Origin of the sequence: Streptomyces rectiverticillatus (assembly GCF_013394065.1) — a bacterium.
In the GTDB taxonomy this organism is placed as follows: domain Bacteria; phylum Actinomycetota; class Actinomycetes; order Streptomycetales; family Streptomycetaceae; genus Streptomyces; species Streptomyces rectiverticillatus.
This window is the reverse complement of the sequence record NZ_CP040752.1, coordinates 6698547-6720468: the sequence shown is the minus strand read 5'-3', so window position 1 is coordinate 6720468 and position 21922 is coordinate 6698547. Positions and strand designations below refer to the sequence as shown.

At 71.4% G+C, this 21922-nt stretch carries 14 protein-coding genes and 1 tRNA gene; 6 read left to right on the top strand and 9 right to left on the bottom strand.

Going from position 1 to position 21922, the window contains the following annotated elements:
* Positions 1-80: 80 nt before the first annotated feature.
* The 4 genes from FGW37_RS29185 to FGW37_RS29170 form a co-directional block, all read right to left on the bottom strand.
* Positions 81-3167, bottom strand: coding sequence for an AfsR/SARP family transcriptional regulator (locus FGW37_RS29185; RefSeq protein WP_179083808.1), 3087 nt, complete (start codon positions 3165-3167; stop codon positions 81-83).
* 137 nt (positions 3168-3304) lie between these two features.
* On the bottom strand, positions 3305-3760 hold the full coding sequence (locus FGW37_RS29180; RefSeq protein ID WP_179083807.1) for a VOC family protein: 456 nt from the start codon (positions 3758-3760) through the stop codon (positions 3305-3307).
* 243 nt (positions 3761-4003) lie between these two features.
* A complete protein-coding gene (locus tag FGW37_RS29175) occupies positions 4004-6280 on the bottom strand; it encodes a S9 family peptidase (RefSeq protein WP_179083806.1) in 2277 nt (758 codons plus the stop codon).
* A 325-nt stretch (positions 6281-6605) separates the two neighbouring features.
* Positions 6606-7700, bottom strand: a complete 1095-nt coding sequence (locus FGW37_RS29170; protein WP_425506669.1) for a chitinase — start codon at positions 7698-7700, stop codon at positions 6606-6608.
* A 328-nt stretch (positions 7701-8028) separates the two neighbouring features.
* On the opposite strand from FGW37_RS29170, the gene FGW37_RS29165 reads away from it, so the two are divergent.
* Both FGW37_RS29165 and FGW37_RS29160 read left to right on the top strand, forming a co-directional pair.
* On the top strand, positions 8029-9369 hold the full coding sequence (locus FGW37_RS29165) for a cytochrome P450 (protein WP_179083805.1): 1341 nt from the start codon (positions 8029-8031) through the stop codon (positions 9367-9369).
* Between the two features lie 17 nt (positions 9370-9386).
* Positions 9387-10253: an IclR family transcriptional regulator gene (locus FGW37_RS29160; RefSeq protein WP_179083804.1), complete on the top strand. Its 867-nt coding sequence runs from the start codon at positions 9387-9389 to the stop codon at positions 10251-10253.
* Here FGW37_RS29160 and FGW37_RS29155 read toward each other — a convergent pair.
* On the bottom strand, positions 10185-11705 hold the full coding sequence (locus tag FGW37_RS29155) for a prenyltransferase/squalene oxidase repeat-containing protein (RefSeq protein WP_179083803.1): 1521 nt from the start codon (positions 11703-11705) through the stop codon (positions 10185-10187). The two genes, FGW37_RS29160 and FGW37_RS29155, sit on opposite strands and share 69 nt — an antisense overlap.
* Positions 11706-11871: 166 nt before the next feature.
* Here FGW37_RS29155 and FGW37_RS29150 point away from each other — a divergent pair, with 166 nt between their 5' ends.
* A complete protein-coding gene (locus tag FGW37_RS29150; protein ID WP_179083802.1) occupies positions 11872-12906 on the top strand; it encodes a Rieske 2Fe-2S domain-containing protein in 1035 nt (344 codons plus the stop codon).
* A 151-nt stretch (positions 12907-13057) separates the two neighbouring features.
* Entirely contained in the window at positions 13058-14023 is a 966-nt protein-coding gene (locus FGW37_RS29145; RefSeq protein ID WP_179083801.1) for a terpene synthase family protein, read from the top strand.
* Here the strand turns inward: FGW37_RS29145 and FGW37_RS29140 are convergent.
* Both FGW37_RS29140 and FGW37_RS29135 read right to left on the bottom strand, forming a co-directional pair.
* Complete coding sequence (locus FGW37_RS29140; protein ID WP_179083800.1) at positions 13996-15096, bottom strand: calcium:cation antiporter; 1101 nt, start codon at positions 15094-15096, stop codon at positions 13996-13998. The two genes, FGW37_RS29145 and FGW37_RS29140, sit on opposite strands and share 28 nt — an antisense overlap.
* Before the next feature lie 281 nt (positions 15097-15377).
* Positions 15378-15450, bottom strand: a tRNA-Ala gene (locus FGW37_RS29135).
* A 166-nt stretch (positions 15451-15616) separates the two neighbouring features.
* On the opposite strand from FGW37_RS29135, the gene FGW37_RS29130 reads away from it, so the two are divergent.
* A complete protein-coding gene (locus tag FGW37_RS29130) occupies positions 15617-17098 on the top strand; it encodes a purine-cytosine permease family protein (protein ID WP_179083799.1) in 1482 nt (493 codons plus the stop codon).
* Between the two features lie 21 nt (positions 17099-17119).
* Here FGW37_RS29130 and FGW37_RS29125 read toward each other — a convergent pair whose 3' ends face one another.
* Positions 17120-18805 (bottom strand): ABC-F family ATP-binding cassette domain-containing protein, encoded by a 1686-nt coding sequence (locus tag FGW37_RS29125; RefSeq protein ID WP_179083798.1) that lies wholly within the window; start codon positions 18803-18805, stop codon positions 17120-17122.
* A 575-nt stretch (positions 18806-19380) separates the two neighbouring features.
* Positions 19381-20631, bottom strand: coding sequence for an MFS transporter (locus FGW37_RS29120; protein WP_246430616.1), 1251 nt, complete (start codon positions 20629-20631; stop codon positions 19381-19383).
* Between the two features lie 258 nt (positions 20632-20889).
* On the opposite strand from FGW37_RS29120, the gene FGW37_RS29115 reads away from it, so the two are divergent.
* Entirely contained in the window at positions 20890-21795 is a 906-nt protein-coding gene (locus FGW37_RS29115) for a LysR family transcriptional regulator (protein ID WP_179083797.1), read from the top strand.
* Positions 21796-21922 lie beyond the last annotated feature (127 nt).

Below are 21922 nucleotides of genomic sequence, written 5' to 3'. Positions count from 1 at the left end.
TGGACTGCTCACCACGGTGCTGGGCGGGCGCATGAGAAGCGCATGAGAAGTGCACAACGGCCTTCAGGCCGTGGCGCAGGTCACCGTTCGGCGGGCCCCGCGTCCCGTGTGAGGTCGCCGAGTTCCTGCTGCGCGCGTTCGGCCGAGGACGGCATGCGCAGGCTGCGGAAGCCGGTCAGTGCGGTGGTGAGGTGGCTCACGGCCCGCCCGGTGTCCCCCAGTGCGGCGTGGGTGCTGCCCAGCCACAGGGCGGTGAGCGCCTCGCCGCGGCGTTCGCCGAGTTCGGCGAAGACGGCCGCGGCCTCGTCGAGCGGGGCGAGCGCCCACGCGGCCTGGCCGGGGCCGCCGAGCTCGGTGTGCATCCGTCCCAGGGCCAGCAGGGCGTACGCCTCGCCGGGGCGGTGCCGCACCGCCCGGTACTCGGCCAGGGCCCGGTGCAGGTGGCGGGCGGCCCGCTCGGCGCGGCCGTGGCCGATCTCCGCCCAGGCGAGCAGCTGCAGGACGTCGGCGAGGGCGAGCGGGTGCCCGAGCCGCTCGGCGGTCGCGACCGCCGGTTCGAGGGCGTCGACGGCTTCGGCTGCGCGCTCCTGGCAGACGAGCGCGAAAGCCAGGCTGCGCAGGGCCATGACCTGGCCGTGCTTGTCGCCCAGCCGGTTCATCACGGCCGCGGCCGAGGCGGCGTCGTCGTGGGCGAGTCCGGCCATGCCCCGGTCGGCGATCGCGAAGCTGCGGTGGATCCGCAGGCGGGCGGCGTGGTGCTCCTCGCCCAGGGCGTCCAGCTGGTCGATGGCGGTGGCGTAGCGGGTCATCGCGTCGTCGACCCGGCCCCGTACGGCGCAGGCCCGGGCGAGGGAGCCCTGGGCGACGGCGGCGGCTACGGGGTCGCCGTCCGCCGTGGCGCGGTCGAGTGCGACCCGGGCGACCTGCTCCCACTCGTCCCACCAGTTCCGCAGGTGGCACACGTCCTCCAGGGCGGCGGCGAGCCCGGCGGTCTGCGGACCGTATCCGGCGCCCGCGGCGAACCCGACCGCGGTGACGAGGTTCGTCCGCTCGCTCTCCAGCCATCCGACGAGGTCGCCGGCCTCGCCGGGCCGGTGCCCGCCGGTGCCTCTGCGGATGACCTGGTCCCCTGCCGTGCGCACGCGCGCGAGCCAGCCGTCCAGGACGCGGGCTACCGCGGCCCGGCGCCACGACCGCGGCTCGTCGGCACCCGCGCGCTCGGCCGCGTAGGCGTGCAGGAGGTCGTGCATGCGGTAGCGCGGCTGCCCGTCCGCGCTGACCGACTCGATCTGTACGAGGTTGGCGTCGATGAGCGCGTCGGTGGCGCGGTCGGCCGCCACGACGGCGGAGCTACAGGAGCCCCCCGCGGAGCCTTCTGCGGAGCCCTCTGCGAAGCCGCCGCCTGCAGAGCCGGCCGCCGCGGACCCGTCGGCGTCGAGCAGGGCGGACAGCGCCCAGCCGGGGAACTCGGGTGAGGGGAGCAGCCCGACGGCGCGGAAGGCGCGGGCGGCGTCGGGCGCCAGGCCGTGGTAGCTGGCGGCGACGCAGGTGCGGACGGCGAGGTCCCCGACGGTGAGTTCGGCCAGCACGCCGCGCTCGTCGGCGAGGCGGTCGGCGAGCCTGCGGACCTGCCAGTCGGGGCGGCCGGCGAGCCGCGCCGCCACGACGCGCAGCGCCAGGGGCAGCCCGGCGCAGGCGGCGAGGATCCGCCCGGTGGCCTCCGGCTCCGCCGCGAGCCGCTGCGGGCCGACGATGCGCCGCAGCAGGTCCTGCGACTCCTCGTCGTCGAAGGGGTCGACGTCGATCAGGTGCGCGTCCGTCAGCCCGGCCAGCCGTGCCCGGCTGGTGACCAGGGCCGCGCTGCCCGGGGTGCCGGGGAGCAGCAGGCGGATCCGGGCCTCGTCGCTCGCGTCGTCGAGCAGCACGAGCACCTTGCGGTCGGCCAGCAGCGAGCGGTAGAGCGCCGCCCGCTCCTCCGTGGCCTCGGGGATGGAGGACCCGGCGACGCCCAGGCTGAGGAGCAGGTCCGCAAGGACGGCACCGGGCGGGCGCTGAGGGCCGCGGGTGCCGTCGAGGTGCAGGAACAGCCGGCCGTCGGGGAACTCGTTGCGCAGGTGGTGGGCGAGGCGCGTGGCCAGGGCGGTCTTGCCGACGCCGGGGAGGCCGGTGAGGATCACGACGGGCACGGCGCAGGGCGTGGGGCGCCGTCCGGGGCCGGGTCTGAGCAACCCGGCCACGTGCTCGATCAGCCGGCCCCGCCCTACGAAGTCGGAGTCGTCGGAGGGGACTTGGACGGTCGGCTGCCAGAGGTTCGCGGGGCGCGCGGGCCGTGCGGCTGCGGCGGAGGGCGGGGGCGCGCCCAGTTCCGGGTCCCTGGTGAGGACCGCGTGGTGCAGTCTGCGGAGTTCGTCGCCGGGTTCGATGCCGAGTTCGTCGCGCAGGGCGGAGCGGGCCAGGGCGTAGGACTGCAGTGCGTCGCCCGGGTGGTGACAGCGGTACTGCGCGGTCATCAGCTTGGCCCACAGCGACTCGCGCAGCGGGTAGCGGGCGGTCTCCGCCCGCAGGAGGCCCACCACCTCGCGGGGCTCGCCGAGTGCGAGGCGGGCTTCGGCGTAGTCCTCGAAGGCGGCCAGCCGCGACTCCCCGAGCCGGGCGACCTCGCCGAGCAGGGCGTCGTGGTGCGCCACCCCTTCGAACGGCCTGCCGTGCCACAGGTCCAGCGCCTCCTGCAAGGCGTCGGCCGCCGCCCGGTGCTCGCCCGCACCGAGGGCGGCGCGGCCGCGGGCGACGAGGACCTCGAACCGGTGCAGGTCCACCTCGCCGGGGAACACCCGCAGGCAGTAGCCGCCGTTGCCCTGGCTCAGCCGGTCCTCGGCGGGTCCGGGCGCGGGGCCGCCGGGGCCGCGGCCGTCCTGCGGGCCGGAGGCGGGGCTGAGCACCTTGCGCAGGACGGCGGCGTAGCTGCGGAGGTTGGCCTGGGCCGAGGCCGGCGGGGCCTCGCCCCAGACGGCGTCGCACAGGCGGTCCGCGGAGACGGCGGTGTTGGCGTTGACGAGCAGCATGGCGAGCAGGGTCCGCTGCTTCGGCCCTCCGAGCGGGAGAACGCGGCCGTCGGCGACGGCCGCGAGGGGCCCCAGCACCTTGAACTCGACACGCGCGAGCACCACCGTATGACCGCCCTTCAGCTGTGCAAGATTCGAACACCGGCGAATCCGACAACCATAGGCGCTGCGCGGGGTGAGATCTTCCGCTCACGGTTTCACGCCGCGCAGGGGCGGGCGGGCACCGTGCGGGGCCGCCCTCCTCAGACGACCGGCTGGCCGATGCCCAGCATGTTCCCCTCGCTGTCGCGGAACCAGGCCCCGCGCTCGCCCCGCGCACCCTTGCTCGGGTAGTTCCCGTCGATCTCGACGATCTCGACGATCCCGTCCCCCGTCCGCCCTCCGGCCGGCAGCCCGGGCAGCCCCGGCAGGTCGACGTCTTCGAACACCACGCCGCGCCGCTTCAGTTCCGCCACGGCTTCCTCGATGTCGTCGACCTCCCAGGCCATCTGGGTGAACGCACCGGACGAGGCCCCCGTCGACCGGAACACGGCGAAGTCCACGCCTCCGCACCGGTACAGCAGCCCACCGGGCCGCTCGTCGACGGGCTCCAGCCCGAGCTGCTCGGAGTAGAAGCGCCGCGCCCGTTCCAGGTCCTGGGCCGGAAGCCGGGTCGCCACGTGCGCCCGGGCCAGAACGCCCTCACCGCCCGTGCTCATTTCTTCACGCACCCGGCCGCCGGCCGCACGAGCTCGTTCAAGACCATGGTGGGCTCCCGGGTTCCGGAGGACGAACACCGGAATTCTGGCCCGCCCGGCCGGAGACCTCGGGCACGCCACGCACGGTGGCGGCGGCCGATGACCACGAACGACTGAAGCCTTACGGAATCCGGCCCCCCGCGGCGTGCGGCACCACCCTGCCCGGGCTCGCCGTGGCGGGCCTCGCCGGCGGCAGCCCTTCGCTCAGGCGAACAGCTCGCCGAGCAGCTCGGGGCCGATCGCGATGGGGGCGGGGCGGTAGGCGGGCGGCTGCGTGCCCATCAGCTCGCGCACCAGGAAGTCCCAGCAGCGCTTGCGGACGTAGGCCAGGCAGTCGATGAACGTGTGCTCGGCCCCGGGCACGATGAGCAGCTCGAAGTCCTTGTCGGCGGCGATGAGCCGCTCGGCCAGCCGCAGCGTGTGGCCGGGGTGGACTTGGTCGTCCATTTCGCCGTGGACGAGCAGCAGCTTGCCCGCCAGCCGGTCCGCGAGCTCCACGTTGGAGGCACGGGCCCAGGCCTCGGGATCGTCCGCACCGGCGTAGGTCTCCACGAAGCCCGAGTTGAAGCAGCGGGCGTCGTGCGAGCCGGAGAGGGCGACTCCGGCCCGGTACACCTCGGGGAAGTCCAGCATCGCCCGCGCCGTGGCGAACCCGCCTCCGGAGTGGCCGAACGCGCCCACCCGGTCCAGGTCCATCCACGGCCGGGTCCCGGCCAGCTGCCGCAGCGCCGCGACATGGTCGGCCAGGCAGCCCGCGTCGGCCAAGTGACCGTAGGACGCGTCGTGGAAGGACTTGCTCCGCCCCGGGGTGCCTCGCCCGTCCAACGCCACCACCACGAAGCCCAGCGCCGCGAGGGGTTCCGCGTCGAGGCCCGTCCCGCCGGGGTCGAAGCACGGGGCGACCCGGTTGACCTGCGGGCCGGGGTAGAGGTTGTCCACCACCGGGTAGCGCCGGGCGGGGTCGAACCCCCGCGGCCGGTACAGCACCCCGTAGATGTCCGTCACCCCGTCGGCCGCCTTGACGCGGAACCGTTCCGGCGCCGTCCAGCCGGTGGCGCTGAGCTTGCTGATGTCGGCGCGCTCCAGCTCGACCAGCACCCGCCCGGTCCGGTCACGGACCGTCGTCACCGGCGGGGTGTCGACGGTGGACGCGGAGTCGATGAAGTACTCCTGGTTGTCCGGCATGGTGACGACGTGGTCCAGCTCGTCGTCCGTGACCTTGGCGAAGCCGGAGCCGTCCAGACCGGCCCGGCACACCGTGCGCCGGTAAGGATCCTCGTCGACCAGCCCGGAGGCGGTGAAGTACACCACCCGCTCGGCCTCGTCGACGCGCAGGATCTGGCGCACCGTCCACTGTCCGGAGGTGACCTGCCCGAGCAGCGCGCCGGTGCGCAGGTCGTACCGGTACAGGTGGCCCCAGCCGTCCCGTTGCGAGTACCACAGCACCTCGTCGGCCGACACCCGCACGATCGGCGCCTCGTACATCCACTGGTTGGGCTCCACACGGGTGGCCCCGGTCTCGCTGAGCACGGTGGTGACCTCGCCGGTGGCCGGATCCATCCGGTGCAGAGTGAGCGTGCGCCGGTCACGGGCCTGGCTGAGGTAGTACACCGCCGAGCCGTCCGGAGCCCACCACGCCCACTTGGTCGTGATCGGCGACAACTGCGCCATGAGCAGCGGCTCGGCCTGCGCGCGGACCACGGTGCCCGCCTGTACGTCCAGCACGACCAGCTCGGCGTGGGGCACCTGCTCGTCCCCGGGGTAGGCGTACCGCTGGGTGTGCAGGAGGGGCGCGCCGCCGTCGGCGGGCCGGGCCTCCACCAGGTGGGTCTGCCGGACGCCGCGCTCATCGGTCCGATGCGCCAGCACCTTCGTCGAGTCGGGCGACCAGGCCACCGCGGGCGGCAGGTGCGGCAGGCCGAACTTGCGCAGCAGGGTGCCGTTGCTCGTGCAGTCCGGGCCGGAGCCGTACCCGTAGTCGGGCTCGCCGTCGGTGGTCAGCGCCCACTCGCGGCCGTCGGACAGCGAGCGCGCCCACAGGTCGTGCCCCCGCTGGGACACCGCGACCTTCTTGTCGGGTGACGGCACGTCCAGCGGGTTGCCCGGCGGCGTGAACTCGGCCCGCTCGCAGGCGTAGCCGTCCAGGTGGCAGCGCCAGTACTCGCCGAACGCGTGGAACTCCACGGCGTTCCCGGTCAGTTCGACGGCTATGAAGGGCAGGGCCTCAGGGTCGACCTGCTGCCCGGAGGCGCCGGCCAGCGCGGCGGCGAGCCTGGCGTGGTCGAAGGCCGGCTCGCGGGTACCCGCCGCCGGGTCGACCAGCACGAACCGTCTGCCGACACCATTGCTCACCGTGTACTGGAAACGGGCACCCCCGTCGATCCACTGCGGCTTGACCTTGTCACCGACGACGAGCTCGCCGGGGCGGGCGGGCCGGCGGAGGAGCTGCTCGGCGGCCTGGTAGTCCTGAGTGGTGCTCATTCTTCTTGTCCTTAGTCGGTGTCGGTCGGTGTCTGCGCGTCCGGCCGGGCGGTGGTGACTGCGGGTCAGAGGGCGGTGGTCTGCTCGGCCGCCTTCTTCCGCATGATGCCCTCCCGCGACTCGTTGTTTCGAACTATGGAAACGCTACGTTGCTTTCCAAAACTCCGCAACAAGTCCGCTGCGCAAAAACCCCATCAATGCAGGTCAGAGCCCACAAGATCGTTGCAAGGTTCCTGAACTTAACGCAACGATCACTACCCTGATCGTTGCAATGAAGTGAGAGTGAACGCTATGCCGGAGGCAGGCGGACAGGGCAGGTTACGACTCACCGCCCTTGCAACGCCCGCACGTTGTCCCCGAACGTCCACCCCTTCGACCCGTCCCAGTTGACCGACCACGTCATGAGGCCCTTCAGCCCGTTGCCGTAGGTGTTCCACGCCTGCGCCACGAGCCCCGGCGACATATAGCCGCCCCCGGCGCCCGGTTGCGCCGGCAGGCCCGGGACCTGCTTGTCGTAGGGGACCCTGATGGTGGTGCCCTGGACGACGAGCCCCTTGTTCAGGCAGTCCGTCTGCGCGGTGAAGCCCTTGACCGTCCCCGCGGAGTACGAGTCGCCGGAGCATCCGTACATATTTCCGTTGTAGTACTGCATGTTCAGCCACCACAGCCGGCCGTTGTCGGCGTACTTCTTCACGATCGGCAGGTACGCGCCCCAGATCGAGCCGTACGTGACGCTGCCGCCCGTGACGTAGGCCGTCTCGGGGGCCATCGTGAGGCCGAAGTTCGCGGGCATCCGGGCGAGCACGCCGTCGATGATGCGGATGAGGTTGGCTTGTGAGGCGGACAGTGTGTTGATGTTGCCGCTGCCGGTGAGGCCGGTCTCGATGTCGATGTCGATGCCGTCGAAGTTGTACGTCTTGAGGATCGGCACGACGGTCTCGACGAACCGGTCGGCGACCGTGCTGGAACTGAGGTCGATCCCCGCCGCCGCGCCACCGATCGACATCAGGATCGTGGCCCCGGCCGCCTTGGCCCGGCACATCTCGGCCGGCGTCGCGACCTTCACGGTCGCGTCCATCCCGTCCTCCCACAGGACCGTGCCGTCCGAGCGGATGACGGGGAACGCCGCGTTGATCACGTTGTAGCCGTGCTCACCGATGCGCGCGTCGGTGATCGGCACCCAGCCGAAGGGTGGATGCACGCCGTTGGCCGCACCGTCCCAGTTCTCCCAGTAGCCCTGGAGCACCTTGCCCGGGGGCTTCGACTGCACGGGACAGATCTCCGCTCTCGGCCCGCTTGCCACGGCGGCGGCCCCGTGCGCCGCCTGCACCTGCGCCTGCAGGGGCACGGGCAGCACGGCGAGCGCCATCGCCAGGCAGACCCCGGCCGCCCCCACCGGTAGACGCGCCATCCGACCGATCATGCTCGGCTCCCTTCGGGACGTGGCTGCCCGCCACCGGTCTCTGAAGGTGTCGGACGCTAGAACCGCCCCGTTGAACCGTCAATAGGTCTGGACCAGAACGGGGGCCTGAACACTGCCGGTTGTCACCGCCGCCCCGGTTCCTCCTCCGTTTCGCTGCGGCGCCGCGCACATGAAGTGCGCGGCGCACCTCCGCCTTTTCAGTCCGCCGTATGTGCTCCCGTGCACCGCACAACCGGGGATTGACGAGCCGTAGAGAGTGGACAACATGCTGGTGGCGTCCCTACGCGTCCCTGCGTCCCGGCAGCTCGTCCTGGAAGGGGTGGGCATGGATACGGCTGCGTCGATTCCACTGGCACCGAATGCCGTGCCGCTCCTGGGGCACGTGCTGCCCCTCGTCCGCGATCCGCTGGCCTTCCTGTCGTCCTTGCCCGCCCACGGCGAACTGGTGCGGATCCGCATGGGGCCGCGTTCGGTCGTGATGGTGTGCGACCCGGTCCTGACCCGGCAGGTCCTCCTGGACGACCACGTGTTCGACAAGGGAGGGCCGATGTACGAGCGGGTGCGCGAAGTGGTCAGCGACGGCCTCATCTCCTGTCCGCACAGCCGGCACAGGCGCCAGCGGCGGCTGTGCCAGCCGTCCTTCCACCCCGAGAGGTTTCCCCACTACTCCGCGGTGTTCGTGGCCGCGGCCGAGGCCGTGGCGCGCTCCTGGCACGACGGCCAGGTCGTCGACGTGACGACCGAGATGACGAGGCTGGCCACGCGAGTCGCGGTCGAGACGATGTTCACCGCCGCCCTGCCGGCCGAAGCCGCGCAGCAAACGGTCGGCGACATCAACACCGTGGTGAACGGCGCGTTCCGGCGGATGATCAGGCCTGCGCTCCTCAACCGGCTCCCGGGGCCGGGCAACCGGCGATACCTCCGGGCACGCGACCGGCTGCAGCACACGGCCTTCAGCGTCGCCGGCCGCCGCCGCGCCGACTCGACAGACCACCGGGACCTCCTGTCGTCCCTGCAGCGGAGCACCGATCCCGGCAGCGTCGCCGGGGCCCGGGCGCTGACCGATGCCGAACTGGCCGACCAGGTCCTCACCTTCTTCCTCGCCGGGGCGGAGACGACCTCCAACGCGATGGCCTGGGCCCTGTACCTGCTCGCCGGGCACCCGGAGGTGGAAGAACGCCTGCACGCGGAGTCCGCCGGGGTCCTGGGCGGTGCCTCACCCGCCTTCGCCGATCTGCCCGCCCTGCAGGAGGCGGGGCACGTCGTCCGCGAGGCCCTCCGGCTGTATCCGCCCGCGTGGCTGCTCACGCGCACCGTCGTGGAGGACACCGAGCTCGGCGGGGTCCCCCTCCCGGCCGAGACCCTGATCGCCTTCAGCCCCTATCTCATCCACCGCCGGCCCGACCTGTACGAGGACCCCGACCGCTTCGACCCCGACCGGTGGCGCGGGCCGCAGCCCGAGCGCACCGCATACATCCCTTTCGGAGCGGGCGCCCGTCAGTGCATCGGCGCCCGCTTCGCCGTGGCCGAGGCCACCTTGGCCCTGACTGCCATCACCGCCCGCTGGCGCCTCGTCCCGCTCACCGGCCGACCCGTACGGCCCTCCGCAAAGGTCACCCTGGGTCCCCGGGGACTGCGGATGCGCGCCATCGCCCGCCATGCCTGACCAGTAGGGGATCCGGAATGACGCAGGCAGGCGGGGACCCGCACACCCCCGCGGAGGTCAGGACGATCCCGGAAGCGATTCTCGAACGGGGCGCGGTGGGCCGCGCGCTGCGCGTGCTGGAGATGGTCTGCCAGGACGCCACACCGCGCGGGCTCAGCGAGATCGCCCGGGAGACAGGCGTGCCGAAGGCCACGACGTACCGGATCCTGACGGCGCTCTGCGCGCACGGAATGGTCGGCCGCTGGGACGACAAGTACGTGGCGGGCGAGCGGCTGGCCGAGCTGGCGTCGAAACGCGTCACCCGCCGGAACCAGCTCGGCGTCCTGAGAGCCACGGCGATGCCGTTCCTCCTCGACCTGTACAACTGCCTGGGCGGATTCGTGGGCCTGGGAGTCCACGAAGGCCGGCAGGTCCGCTACGTGGAGCGCATCCACGGCCGCCGCCTGCAGCCCCTGCTCTCCCGCACCGGCGAAACGGTGCCGGTGCCCTCGACCGCCATCGGCAAGCTGCTGCTCGCCTTCGAGCATGATGCGCAGGCAACGGCCTGGCCGCCCCACGAGGAACTGGAGGACGAACTCGCGGTCATCCGCCACACCGGAATCGCCGTCGAGCGTCAGGAGTACGCGTCCGGGATGCTGACGGTGGCCGCGCCCATCCTGGGGCCGGACCGCCGCGTTCTGGCCGGTGTGGTCATCGGTGACACCACGGGCCGCACCGCACTGAAGCGGGCCGTCGGTGAACTGCGGCGCACGGCGTTCGCCCTCACCATCGCCCTGCGCCGGCTGAACACCGACTCCCTGCCCTCGCCGGCGGACTCAGTCGCCACGCGCCCACGGCGTGTTGCGCCGGGGCCGCGTGAGATGGGCGGCGGCGACGACAGCTGACTGCACGACCGCGGTCGGCGTGTAGAGGGACTTGCCGAGCCACAGTTCGGCGAAGGCCCCGGGCCCGGCATCGAGGTAGGGCACGAGATAGCGGTGTGCCAGGTGTGATGTACGAGCCGGGAGGGGGAAGCCGCTTCCGGCGAGTGCGTCCAGCGCCAGGATCGCGTAGGCGGTCTCCTCCGGCTGTCCGCCGCCCGCTCCCCAGGAACCGTTGGGATGCTGAGTGCCGAGGAGCCACTGGTGGGTCCGAGCCAAGTGGCCTTCGCGGCCCAGCGCAAAGCAGACGTGGGCGGTCGCGTAGTAGGGCGACACATGCCACTTGTCCAGCCATGAGCCGTCCGCCGTACGGCTTTCGAGGAGGAAGCGGATGAGCTTACGGCGCTGTGGACCGTACGTGCCGGGCGCGTGGTTGAAGGCCTCCAGGAGCCGGGCGTTCACACTCACCGACGCACCGCGCTCGCCCGGATAGTGGAAGAAGTGATCCTCTGCTTCGTAGCGCAGGAGGAGGCTGAGCCGGGATGCGGCATCCACACCGAGGTGAGGCAGCAGGTTGATGGTCATCGCGGTGGTGTCGGCCTCGGGCACGGGAAACTCCCGGCTGAAGCCGACCCATCCGCGGCGGTCCAGCTCGTCCGCGAGCGCACCGAGGTGCTGCGTAGCACCAGGAGGCAACAAGCCTGCACGTCCGAGGTGGTAGAGGGACCAGCCGGTCTCGAAGGCCTCTATCGGGTGCACCTCGGGCGCCCCGCCGTCGCGCGAGCGGTCGGCGAGGTGATCGAGGTAGGCCAGTGCCCGCGCATCACCCGTGTTCTGCCACAGTGCAGCCGTGGCCGCCGGGGAGCAGCCCACCGATCCTCCGGGTGACTGCAGTGTCAGCGCTGCGCCCGCGAAGGCCTCGTCCGGAGCAACCTCCATGCAGTACCGCAGCGAGGGGGAAACCGTGCCTGCCGAAGCGGCTGCCATCCTGGCGAGCTTGTCCCGACGTAGGGCGTGGATGTCCGGCCATGCCTGCGGAGGGAGGTCCACGCCGTGGGCGCGGAGCCGGCCGGTCAGCTCCGGCACGACGAATTCGAATCCGATCGGCTCGTGCGGCCCGGTCCGCCATTCACGGGCCAGTGACTTCAGGTGGTCGGTTCCCTTCTTCAGCGCTCCGGCCACCCAGCCGTACGGCCCGGGCGGTGTGGTCTCCGCGTAGTCCACGAGTGCGCGGACGGCTGCCAAGGTGGACGTGAGCCGGTCGGCGGGCAGGGCTATCCGGCCTCCCCAGGAACCGTCCGGGTGCTGACGCTCCTGCAGCCATTGGAGCGCGCGGGGGTAGCGCGGGGTTCCGTCGGGGTTACGGACCCGGGAGACGAATGCCGTGTTGTAACTGTCCGAACAGGTCCCGGTGTCCCCGAGCCCGGCCATGAGCCGGTCCACCGCTTCCCGGATACGACGCGTGGTCGGCTTCATGGCCCCCTCTTTTACGCGGCGCCCTGCCGTCCGCTCAAGGGAGTGGTCCGCTGGGCGAACCGAAAGGTTGCCGACTCCGGCGCGGAACGTCATCCTGCAGATCTCACCATGGTGCGGTAGATCGACCAACGGCAGTTGACCCCTGTCGACGAGGACGGTATCGCTCATGAAAATGCCCTCCGCCTTCAGTTCTCGCCTCGTGCGCGGCACGGGTGAAGTCTCCTTGGTGACGGGTAACAGGGCAACTCCCCGGCTTCCTTATCCCGACGGCTGGTACGCCGTGGCATTCCGCGACGAATTGCCTGCCGGCCGGGTTCTGACCCGGCGCCTCACCGGCGAGGACGTGGTGCTGTACCGGACCCGGTCCGGCCTGGTGCGAGCAGTGCGCCCGTTCTGCCCGCACCTGGGAGCCCATCTCGGTCACGGCGGACGGGTGGACGGGGAGAACATCGTCTGCCCGTTCCACCATTTCGCCTTCTCTCCCTCCGGTGACTGCGTCCGTACGGGATGCGGCACACCGCCGCCCAGGGCCCGGCTCATGATGCTGGAGGTGCGCGAGGTCGACGGTGCCATCCTGGTCTGGCACCATTCCCGCGGACTGTCACCGGGCTGGAAAGTGCCCTCGTCATTTCCCTTGGGTTTCCAGCCGGCCGGGCACGTCGTCCACACCCTGGTCGATCACCCTCAAGACGTCATGGAAAACACCATCGACAGCGGGCACTGCCCTCCCGTACATCAAATGAACATCGATATAAGTCGCACTCACTTCTCGGGCCCCACCATGGAAGTGGACTTCTCAACGACGCCCCTGCAGGGGCATCGCACCGGCTTCCTGGTCTCCCTTCAGGCTCATTTTCGTCTACAGCTGCACGGGCTCGGCTGGCTGTTCGTGCGCGTGGACATTCCAAGCATCCAGTCGCATATCCACTTCTGGATCCTGCCGACCCCTATTGATCCTCTGCATGTCGAACTGAGGCTCGCCGCGAGCATCGACCATGCCGGCGGGATCGACTTGCCACCTCCGGCATCCCGGCTGATCGGCAAGCTGCTTGTCCCACTGATCAGCCGGGACCTGGCGAAAGACTTTCCCATCTGGCAGCACAAGACGTATGTCGAGCAACCCAAGCTGACCAAAGGAGACGGCCCATTCATGCAGTACCGCCGCTGGGCCGGGCAATTCTACAGCGAGTCGATTCCGTAGGTCATCCTGCTCCTGCGGGTCATCGCGGATTACGTTTGGAGGCATTGAGATGCGACGGCCGAACAGCTTCTTCTGCCCGCTGCCCCTGGAAATCAGTCCTGATGCCGAGAAGGCCCGCGCTCACACAATGGCATGGTGCCGGGAGACCGGAATGGCACCGACCCCGGAGACTGCAGCCGCCTGGGACGCCTACCGGTTGGACCTTTGGTGCTCATGCGTGTGGTGGCACTGCACCGGCGAGCTGCTGAACCTACTGACCGACTGGGGGACATGGGGCGTCATGCTCGACGACATCCTCGAGGTCGACTCCCCCGACCTCATCCGCGACGCCGTCGCCGAGATGAACCGGATTCTCGATGCCAATGACCCCGACGCGCTGGCCGACGACGCCAATCCGTTCACCGTCGGCCTGTCCGACCTATGGCGACGCACCCAGCACCTGGGCATGTCACCGCGCTGGCAACGGCGCACCGCAAGCCGGTTCAGCCGATTCCTCCACTCCTACCTTCGCGACGCGGCCTACCGCCGGGACGGCTTCTGGCCCAGCGTCGAGCACTATCTTGACAACCGAATGTGGTCAACCGCCTCTTTGGCCTATATCTCTCTCAACGATCTTCAACACCGCTGCGAACTCAGCGACAACATCGTCATGCACCCCGTCCTCCACGCCATGCAGCGGGCCACGGGAGACCACATCGCCCTCGTCAACGACATCACGGGCGTCCACCGCGAGGCCGCCTGGAACGACCACATCAACGTCGTCCCCCTCATCCAACGCCAGTACCGTTGCACGCAGGAGGAGGCCATCGGGCATGCCATCGCCATGGCCGACCAGCGCATGCACTCCTTTCTGGCCCTCGAACGCGCACTGCCCGAGCTCTGTGCCGGCTTGGACGTCACCCCTCAGGAACACGAGTGCATCGGACACCTGACCCGCGGGCTGCGCTCCTGGCTGAGCGGCAACATCGAGTACCACCTCGTCTCGCCGCGTTACGAAGAACGCCCGCGGCCCGGCAGCCGGCACACCGCCGCGTGGATAGCCGACGCCGTCCGCTTCCCCGCTCCTGCGGCCGTCCCCTCGTCCGCGACTCAGGGGCTCACCGCCAGCACCACATAAGCCGCCAGCAGGGAGAGATGCACCCCGCCCTGGAGCGGGGTGGCGCGGCCCGGGATCACCGTCAGGGTGCCGACGGCGACGGTGAGGGCGAGCAGCACCATGTGCGTCGCGCCGAGGCCGAGGAGCAGGGGGCCGTCCAGCCAGATCGAGGCCACCGCGACGGCGGGGATGGTGAGGCCGATGCTGGCCATGGCCGAGCCGAGGCCGAGGTTGAGGCTGGTCTGGACGCGGTCGCGGCGGGCGGCGCGCAGGGCGGCGATGGTCTCGGGGAGCAGTACCAGCAAGGCGATGACGACGCCGACGACGGAGGCGGGGAGGCCGGCGGCGGCCACGGCGGACTCGATGGTCGGGGACACTCCCTTGGCCAGGCCGACGACCGAGACCAGGGCGACGGCGAGCAGGCCGAGGCTGGTCAGGGCGGTCCGGGCCGTGGGCGGGTCGGCGTGGTCGTCGGTGTCGATGACTTCGCCCTGGGCGGTCACCGGGAGGAAGTAGTCGCGGTGCCGTACGGTCTGGGTCGCCACGAACAAGCCGTAGAGGAGGAGCGAGGCGAGGGCGGCGAAGACGAGCTGGGCCGAGGAGAACTGCGGGCCGGGGGTGCTCGTGGTGAAGGTCGGCAGGGCCAGGCTCAGCCCGGCGAGCGTCGCCACGGTGGCGAAGGCGGCGCCGGTGCCTTCCGCGTTGAAGACGGCCACGCGACGCCGGAGGGCGCACACGAGGAGGGAGAGCCCGACGATGCCGTTGCAGGTGATCATGACGGCGGCGAAGACGGTGTCGCGGGCCAGGGAGGCGCTCTTGTCGCCGCCGTCGGCCATGAGCGTGACGATGAGGGCCACTTCGATGACCGTCACGGCGACGGCGAGGACGAGCGATCCGAAGGGTTCGCCGACCCGGTGCGCGATCACCTCGGCGTGGTGCACGGCGGAGAGCACGGCGCCGGCCAGGCAGCAGCTCACCAAGGCCACCGTTCCGGCGGACAGTGACCGCCCCCAGGTCAGGGCCAGGACGACGGCGGCGAGCGCCGGCACGAGGGCGGGCCAGCGCGCAGCAAGCAAGTGGAGCCGAGAGTTCATGCGGAAAGCTTCGCAGATTGGCGGCTATATCCCATTTGACGGGAGATTTCACACCCCGTCGCCCTCAGCCGGCCGTCCTCGCCCTTGCCCAGTCCGCGGCTGGTAGGACTGGGCAAGGGCAGCGTGCCGCTGTCATGAAGGATCTTCGCCGTCCGATGATCCGAGAAACGTCCGTCACCCGGACGGGTGCGCAAACTCCCCCCATCGGGGAGCGCACAACGAGATGGAGGCCACCCGACCCGGGTGGCCTCCATCTCGTTCACGGTGGAGCCGTGAGGCTGTGGAGCTAAGGAGAATTGAACTCCTGACCTCCTGCATGCCATGCAGGCGCTCTACCAACTGAGCTATAGCCCCTTGTTCAGCTGTTCAGCTGTTCATCTGTTCCGCTTTCGCCCGGTTTCCCCGGCGACGTCGACAATATTACACGACGGCGCCCGACCCGTTGACTCCGGTTTCCGCCCCGTGCCAGATTCTGCGCAACATCGCGCGAGCCAGGAGCCGAGCCGGGAGTGTGGCACCCATGACGTCGCCCGAGCAGCCGTCGTCCCGATCCCCCCTCGCCCTGGAACGCCGGACGATCGAGGTGATCCCGGACGCCGAGCGGCACGGCGCCCCGCACAGCCAGTTCACCCTCTGGTTCGGCGCGAGCATGCAGATCACCGCCGTCGTCGACGGCGCCCTGGCGGTCGTCTTCGGCGCCGACGCGCTGTGGGCGATCCCGGCGCTGCTCGTGGGCAACGTCCTCGGCGGGGTGGTGATGGCCCTGCACTCCGCCCAGGGGCCGCGACTCGGAGTGCCCCAGATGATTTCGAGCCGCGCACAGTTCGGCGTCTTCGGCGCGGTGGTGCCGCTCGTGATGGTGATCCTCATGTACCTGGGCTTCGCGGCGACGGGCTCCGTACTCGCCGGGCAGGCCCTCCGCAGGATCCTGCACCTGCATGGCACGACCCCCGGAATCCTCGTCTTCGGCGTGCTGACCGCCGTCGTCGCCCTGGCCGGATACCGCCTCATTCATCTCGCGGGCCGGGTGGCGACCGTCGTCGGCAGCATCGGTCTCGGCTATCTCCTCGTCGCCGTGTTCGCCCGGTACGACGTCGGCGCGCACGTCGGCCGGCAGTCCTTCGACGCCGCGACGTTCCTGCTCGCCGTCTCGCTCGGCGCCGGCTGGCAGCTCACCTTCGGCCCTTACGTGGCCGACTATTCGCGCTACCTGCCCCGTACCACCAGCGCCCGGGCGGCATTCTGGTCGGCCTTCTCGGGCAGCGTCCTCGGGGCGCAGTGGGCCATGAGCCTGGGAGCCCTGATCGCCGCCGTGGCCGGCGAGTCCTTCCTGTCCGACCAGGTCGGGTTCGTCGGCGAGCTGGCGGGGCCGGCGGCCGTCGGCTTCCTGATCTACCTGGTGGTGCTGGTGGGCAAGCTCACCGTCAACTGCCTCAATGCGTACGGCGGTTTCATGTCGATCCTGACGACGGTGACCGCGTTCGACGGCCGGTCCAGGGTCACGCCTGCCGCCCGCGCGCTGTACATCACCGCGTTCACGGCGGCGGCCACCGTCGTCGCGGTCGCGGCGAGCGCGGACTTCCTCGACAACTTCAAGAATTTCGTCCTGCTGCTGCTCATGGTGTTCACGCCCTGGAGCGCCGTCAACCTGACCGACTACTACCTGGTTTCGCACGAGCGCGTCGACATTCCCGCGCTGTACGACCCGGACGGCCGCTACGGGCGGTGGAACGTCCCCGCGCTGAGCAGTTACGTCCTCGGCGTGCTCGCCCAGGTCCCCTTTCTGGCCCAGAAGCTCTACACCGGTCCGCTGACGGACCGGCTCGGCGGTGCGGACGTCTCCTGGATCGTGGGGCTGGTCTTCACCGCGGCCGTTTACCTCCCCTGGGCCCGGCACACCGCCGACCCGCCCGCCGAGACCGTCCACCCGGCGGCGGACGAGCCGGAAGGCAACGGCGACAGCGACAGCGACTGTCGTAATCCGGCCACCGCGGAGAACTGAGCCGGGCCGGCCGGCCGACGCTCACCCGCCCTCCGGAGCTTCGAGCAGGTCGCGCACCTCCCCGGCCGTGGTCTCCTGGAGCTCCTCTCCGAGCAGCAGCCAGCGGGTGATGCCGACCGATCCGAGGAAGCCCAGGTCGTGGCTCGCGATCAGGAGCGCGCCGCGGTACGAACCGAGCGCGCTCGTCAGCTGCCGCAGGGACGCCGCATCGAGGTTGTTGGTCGGCTCGTCCAGGATCAGCAGCTGCGGTGACGGCGTGGCGAGCATGGTCGCTGCGAGGGCGGCCCGGAAGCGCTCTCCGCCCGAGAGGGTGCCCGCGGGCTGGTCGGCGCGCGCCCCCTTGAACAGGAACCGCGCGAGCTGGGCGCGGATGTCATTGCCGGTCAGCCCGGGAGCCGTACGCGCCACGTTGGCCGCGACGCCCAACTCCTCGTCCAGCACGTCCAGGCGCTGCGGAAGGAACCGCAGCGGCACGTACGTCCTCGCCTCGCCGGACAGCGGGGCGAGCTCCCCGGTGAGGGTGCGCAGCAGCGTGGTCTTGCCGGCTCCGTTGCGCCCGACGAGCGCGATGCGCTCGGGCCCGTGCACATGGAGGTTGCCTTCGCGCAACGCACCGAACCTGGGGCGCAGTTCGTGCAGGTGCAGGACGGTGCGGCCCGTGGGCACGGCGGTGCGGGGAAGGCTGACGCGGATCTCGGCGTCGTCGCGGATCGCCTCCGCGGCCTCCGCGCGCCGTTCGCGCGCCGCGTGCAGACGGTCCTCGTGCAGACCACGGAGCTTGTCCGCCGATTCCTGGGCGGATCGTTTGCGTTCGCCGGCGACGATCCTCGGGGCCCGTCGGCGGTCGTCCATCTTCTTGCTGTGCCGCTCGCGGCGGTCCAGCTTGATGCGGGTCTCCTCCAGTTCGCGCTTCTGGCGGCGTACGTCCGCCTCGGCGGCCCGCAGCATCCGCCCGGCCGTTTCCTGCTGGGCGGCCACCGCCTCCTCGTAGGCGGACCAGCCGCCTCCGTACCAGGTGACCGACCCGGATCGCAGCTCGGCGATGCGGTCCACGCGCTCCAGCAGCTCACGGTCGTGGCTGACCACGACCAGCGCTCCGGAGCGCCAGGAGGCCACGGCCTCGTGGAGCCGGCGGCGCGCGAACAGGTCGAGGTTGTTGGTCGGTTCGTCCAGGAGCAGCACGTCGGGGCGCTCCAGCAGCAGTGCGGCCAGGCGCAGCAGGACGGTCTCGCCGCCGGACATCCGGCCCACGGTGCGGTCCAGTTCGACGCCGCCGAGCCCGAGCGAACCCAGGGTCGCGAGGGCCCGCTCCTCGACGTCCCAGTCGTCGCCGATCGCCTCGAAGTGCTCCTCGCTCGCGTCTCCGGTGTCCAGGGCGCGCAGCGCGGCGCGGCGCTCCGCGATGCCCAGGGCCTGGTCGACACGCAGCGCGGTGTCGAGGGTGATGTTCTGCGGAAGGTAGGCGAGGCTGCCGCTGACGGTCACCGAACCGCCGGACGGGCGCAGCCGGCCGGCCAGCAGCCGCAGCAGGGTGGACTTGCCGGTGCCGTTGGCCCCGACGAGCCCGGTGCGGCCCCGGCCGAGGGTCAGGGAGAGCCCGTCGAAGACGGGCGTGCCGTCCGGCCACTGGAAGGACAGGCCGGAGCAGGTCACGGCGGCGCCCGAGCCGGTGGGGGTGGTGGGGTGGGGGTTGATGGTGTTGGCCATGTCGGTTCTCGCAGTCGCAAGCGCAGGGAAAGGGGCTTCGTATGCGAGCACCACGCGGCGACGACCAGGCCGGGAAAAGGGGGAGGTGCAGCCCTCCTCCGGAGTGAGGACGGCTCATGCACCGAGGTCGCATCCACGCGGGGTCACGGGCGGGCCGGAAAGGGCCTGCAGCAGCGTGACCGGCGTACGGCCGGTGCCGTACCGCGCGATGATCGCGAACCTCAGATGCGCAACGTCCACCTCTATCGGAGACAACAGGACGTTGACACTGTACCGCGACGCGCCCGGTGGCGGGGGCGTACGCCACCGCGGCCCAGCGCGGCGGCGACATGGGCTCGACGTCCATGCCCATCAAGTAGCCGAAGCCGATGGGCAGTCGCCACAGACACACCGGGAGGGCCAGCAGAGGAAGCAGGCGGACGGCCCGCTCCGCCCAGAGCGGCACGGGTCGTTCGGTCCCCGTGTCCACCGTCTTTGCATGTGCTGCCGTCTTTGCACGTGCTGCGTTCTTCTCGGGTGTCGCACTCACGCTCGTCGCCATGCGATTACTGTTCCGTCTGCTCACCGCGTAGGGATCAGGCGCGAGGACGGTCCGGTTCCGCCGTGCGGTGGAGCGCGGCGGGTGCGTGGCCGCGTCCGCCGACGGCGGCGAGTACGCCGCAGGTCAGCGCCGCCAGTACGGCTCCCGCAGCGAGGAGTACGGGCATGCTCCACCAGCGGGAGAGCAGGGCGAGGGCGTACGGAACGAGCATGCCGAGGTAGGCCGTCGTCCAGAACAGCGAGGTCACCATGGCCAGCCGCGCCGGCGGTGCGGCCGCGGCCGCCTCGGTCAGGCCGAAGGACAGCGCGAAACCGTAACCGGCTCCCAGGACGGCCGCTGCGACGAGGGCGAGCGCCGGCTGCGCTGCCGCCGCCGCGGGGACGGCGAGGGCGAGCCCGGCGGTGATCGCGCCGAGCCCGGCCGACGCGGTGGCGAAGCGGTGCCGTGCGGCGAGGCGGCGGGCCAGGGGCTGCACGAGCAGACCGCAGCCGGGGACCACGGCCGTCGCGATGCCCGCGTAGACGGTGCGCCAGCCGGTCAGTCCCCCGTCGACCAGGCCGGGCAGGGTGGCGAAGCCGATGGCCGGGGCGGCGAAGACCCAGGGGGCCAGGGGCAGTACGGCGCGGCGGAAGCGGGACCAGTCGACGGCGGCGTCAGCGGCGGCGCCGACAGCGGCATCAACGGCAGTCCCGTCACCGCCCGATGCAGCCCGGTCATCCCGCGCAGCCGGCGGGCGGGTCTCCGGCGCCCGGTACGCGATCGCCCAGGCGAGTGCCGCCAGGACGACATGGGGCAGGTAAGCCGTCGCCATCGGGTGCGGCAGCCACTGGGCGATCAGCGCGGCCACCAGGCCGCCCGACGCGAAGCCCGCCGAGACGAACAGGCCCGGGCGGCGGGCGGCCGCCCCCGGTGCCCCTTCCGGAGCGTAGGGCGGGCAGGAGAGCTCCTTGACCCAGGCGCTTCCGGCGGCCAGCAGGGCACCGGCGCTGATGCCGGTCAGGAAGCGGCCGGGCAGCAGCCACACCGTGGCGGCCGAGCCGGCCATCAGGAGGCAGGTGGAGAGCAGGTTGACGGCAAGGGCGGCGAGCGCCACCGGCCGGCGGCCGCGCCGGTCGGCCAGCGGTCCGCCGATCAGCAGGCCCGGGACCAGGCCGACGACGTACAGCGCGAACAGGCCGGTGACCGTGGACTGGGACAGGCCGAGCTCGGAGCGGTAGGCACCCAGCAGGGCGGAGAACTGGTTGGCGCTCCAGCCGGAGGCCGTCATCATCCAGCCCGTACGCATCCGACCGGACCGCATCCGACCGGAACGTCTCCAACCGGCGGGATCGGTCGGCGGGAGGGCAACGGAACCACCGGGGTCGCCGGTGGTGCCAGGTGTGCCGGACGGGCAGGGTGTGCCGGCCGTGCCAGGGCTGGTGTGCTCGACAGGAATACTCACGTCCGCCAGTCCTACGGGCCTCCGCCCCACCCCCGCCGCCCGCATTCACGATTTGTGAATGCACATGCGAACCGGGCGGCCGAGGTGTCTATCGTGGCCGTCATGGATCTTCGTCTGCTGGCGTCCTTCCTGGCGGTGGTCGAGGAAGGACACTTCGCGCGGGCAGCCGCACGGCTCTTCCTGTCCCCGCCCGCCGTCACCCAGCACGTCCGGCGGCTGGAGAGCGACCTCGGCACGCGCCTGCTCCACCGCAACCCCGTCTCCCCCACGCCCGCCGGCGAGCGGCTGGCCGGCCATGCCCGTACGCTGCTCGCCGCCGCGAACGCCGCGCTCGCCGACGTCGCCGAGGCCGCCCGGGCTCCGACCGCCGCCGAACGACCGCTCCGCGTAGGCATCATGGGCCACGGCTCCGCGGAGCTGACTCCCGCGTCGATCAACGCCTTCCGGCGGGCCCGCCCTCACGTCCCCGTCGAGCTGCGGCAGCTCGATTTCACCGAGCACGTCTCCGCACTCGTCGAGGACCGCGTGGACGTCGCCTTCGTCCGGCCCACCCCGGCGGACGAACGGATCACCGCGGACGCCATGACGACCGAGCAGCGCATCGTGGCAGTACCGGAGTCGTCGCCGCTGGCCGACGCCCGCGACACCGGTGCCCTGCTCGCGGACATCGCCGATCTGCCGTTCTTCACGGTCCCCGGCCACACGCCCCGCACCTTCACCGACTACCTGTACTTCGACTGCGCGGCCCGGCGCCGCAGCCCGCACGTGGCGCTGACGCCGCAGGAAGTCCTCACCGGCGTGGTCACCGGGCGCGCAGCCGGCTCCGGACTGAAGTCGTTCGCCCGCTATTACGCGTGGCCGGGCGCGGTCTTCGTCCCGGTGCTCGACGCTCCTCATGAGAGCAGCTACCTGGCCGTCCGCGCCCGGGACCGCAACCCCGAAGTGCAGATCTTCCGCGCGCTGGCTCTGGCGCTGGCACGGGACATGGGGCCACGGATCAGCGCGTGAGGGCTACGTCGGCGTTCGTCGCATATGCCCTGGCCACGGACCCTGGTTGCGGCGGGGTAGGAGGGATCACAGACTGGAAGTGAGGCACGTGGAGCCACCGCGGTCCGACTCCGCGTCGCCCCTGTGA

Coding starts and splice junctions, on each gene's coding strand:
- FGW37_RS29140 (WP_179083800.1), bottom strand. CDS start 15,096: ATGAACTCTCGGCTCCACTTGCTTGCTGCGCGCTGGCCCGCCCTCGTG.
- FGW37_RS29160 (WP_179083804.1), top strand. CDS start 9,387: ATGACGCAGGCAGGCGGGGACCCGCACACCCCCGCGGAGGTCAGGACG.
- FGW37_RS29175 (WP_179083806.1), bottom strand. CDS start 6,280: ATGAGCACCACTCAGGACTACCAGGCCGCCGAGCAGCTCCTCCGCCGG.
- FGW37_RS29155 (WP_179083803.1), bottom strand. CDS start 11,705: ATGAAGCCGACCACGCGTCGTATCCGGGAAGCGGTGGACCGGCTCATG.
- FGW37_RS29130 (WP_179083799.1), top strand. CDS start 15,617: ATGACGTCGCCCGAGCAGCCGTCGTCCCGATCCCCCCTCGCCCTGGAA.
- FGW37_RS29120 (WP_246430616.1), bottom strand. CDS start 20,631: ATGCGTACGGGCTGGATGATGACGGCCTCCGGCTGGAGCGCCAACCAG.
- FGW37_RS29180 (WP_179083807.1), bottom strand. CDS start 3,760: ATGAGCACGGGCGGTGAGGGCGTTCTGGCCCGGGCGCACGTGGCGACC.
- FGW37_RS29145 (WP_179083801.1), top strand. CDS start 13,058: ATGGCACCGACCCCGGAGACTGCAGCCGCCTGGGACGCCTACCGGTTG.
- FGW37_RS29165 (WP_179083805.1), top strand. CDS start 8,029: ATGGATACGGCTGCGTCGATTCCACTGGCACCGAATGCCGTGCCGCTC.
- FGW37_RS29115 (WP_179083797.1), top strand. CDS start 20,890: ATGGATCTTCGTCTGCTGGCGTCCTTCCTGGCGGTGGTCGAGGAAGGA.
- FGW37_RS29150 (WP_179083802.1), top strand. CDS start 11,872: ATGAAAATGCCCTCCGCCTTCAGTTCTCGCCTCGTGCGCGGCACGGGT.
- FGW37_RS29125 (WP_179083798.1), bottom strand. CDS start 18,805: ATGGCCAACACCATCAACCCCCACCCCACCACCCCCACCGGCTCGGGC.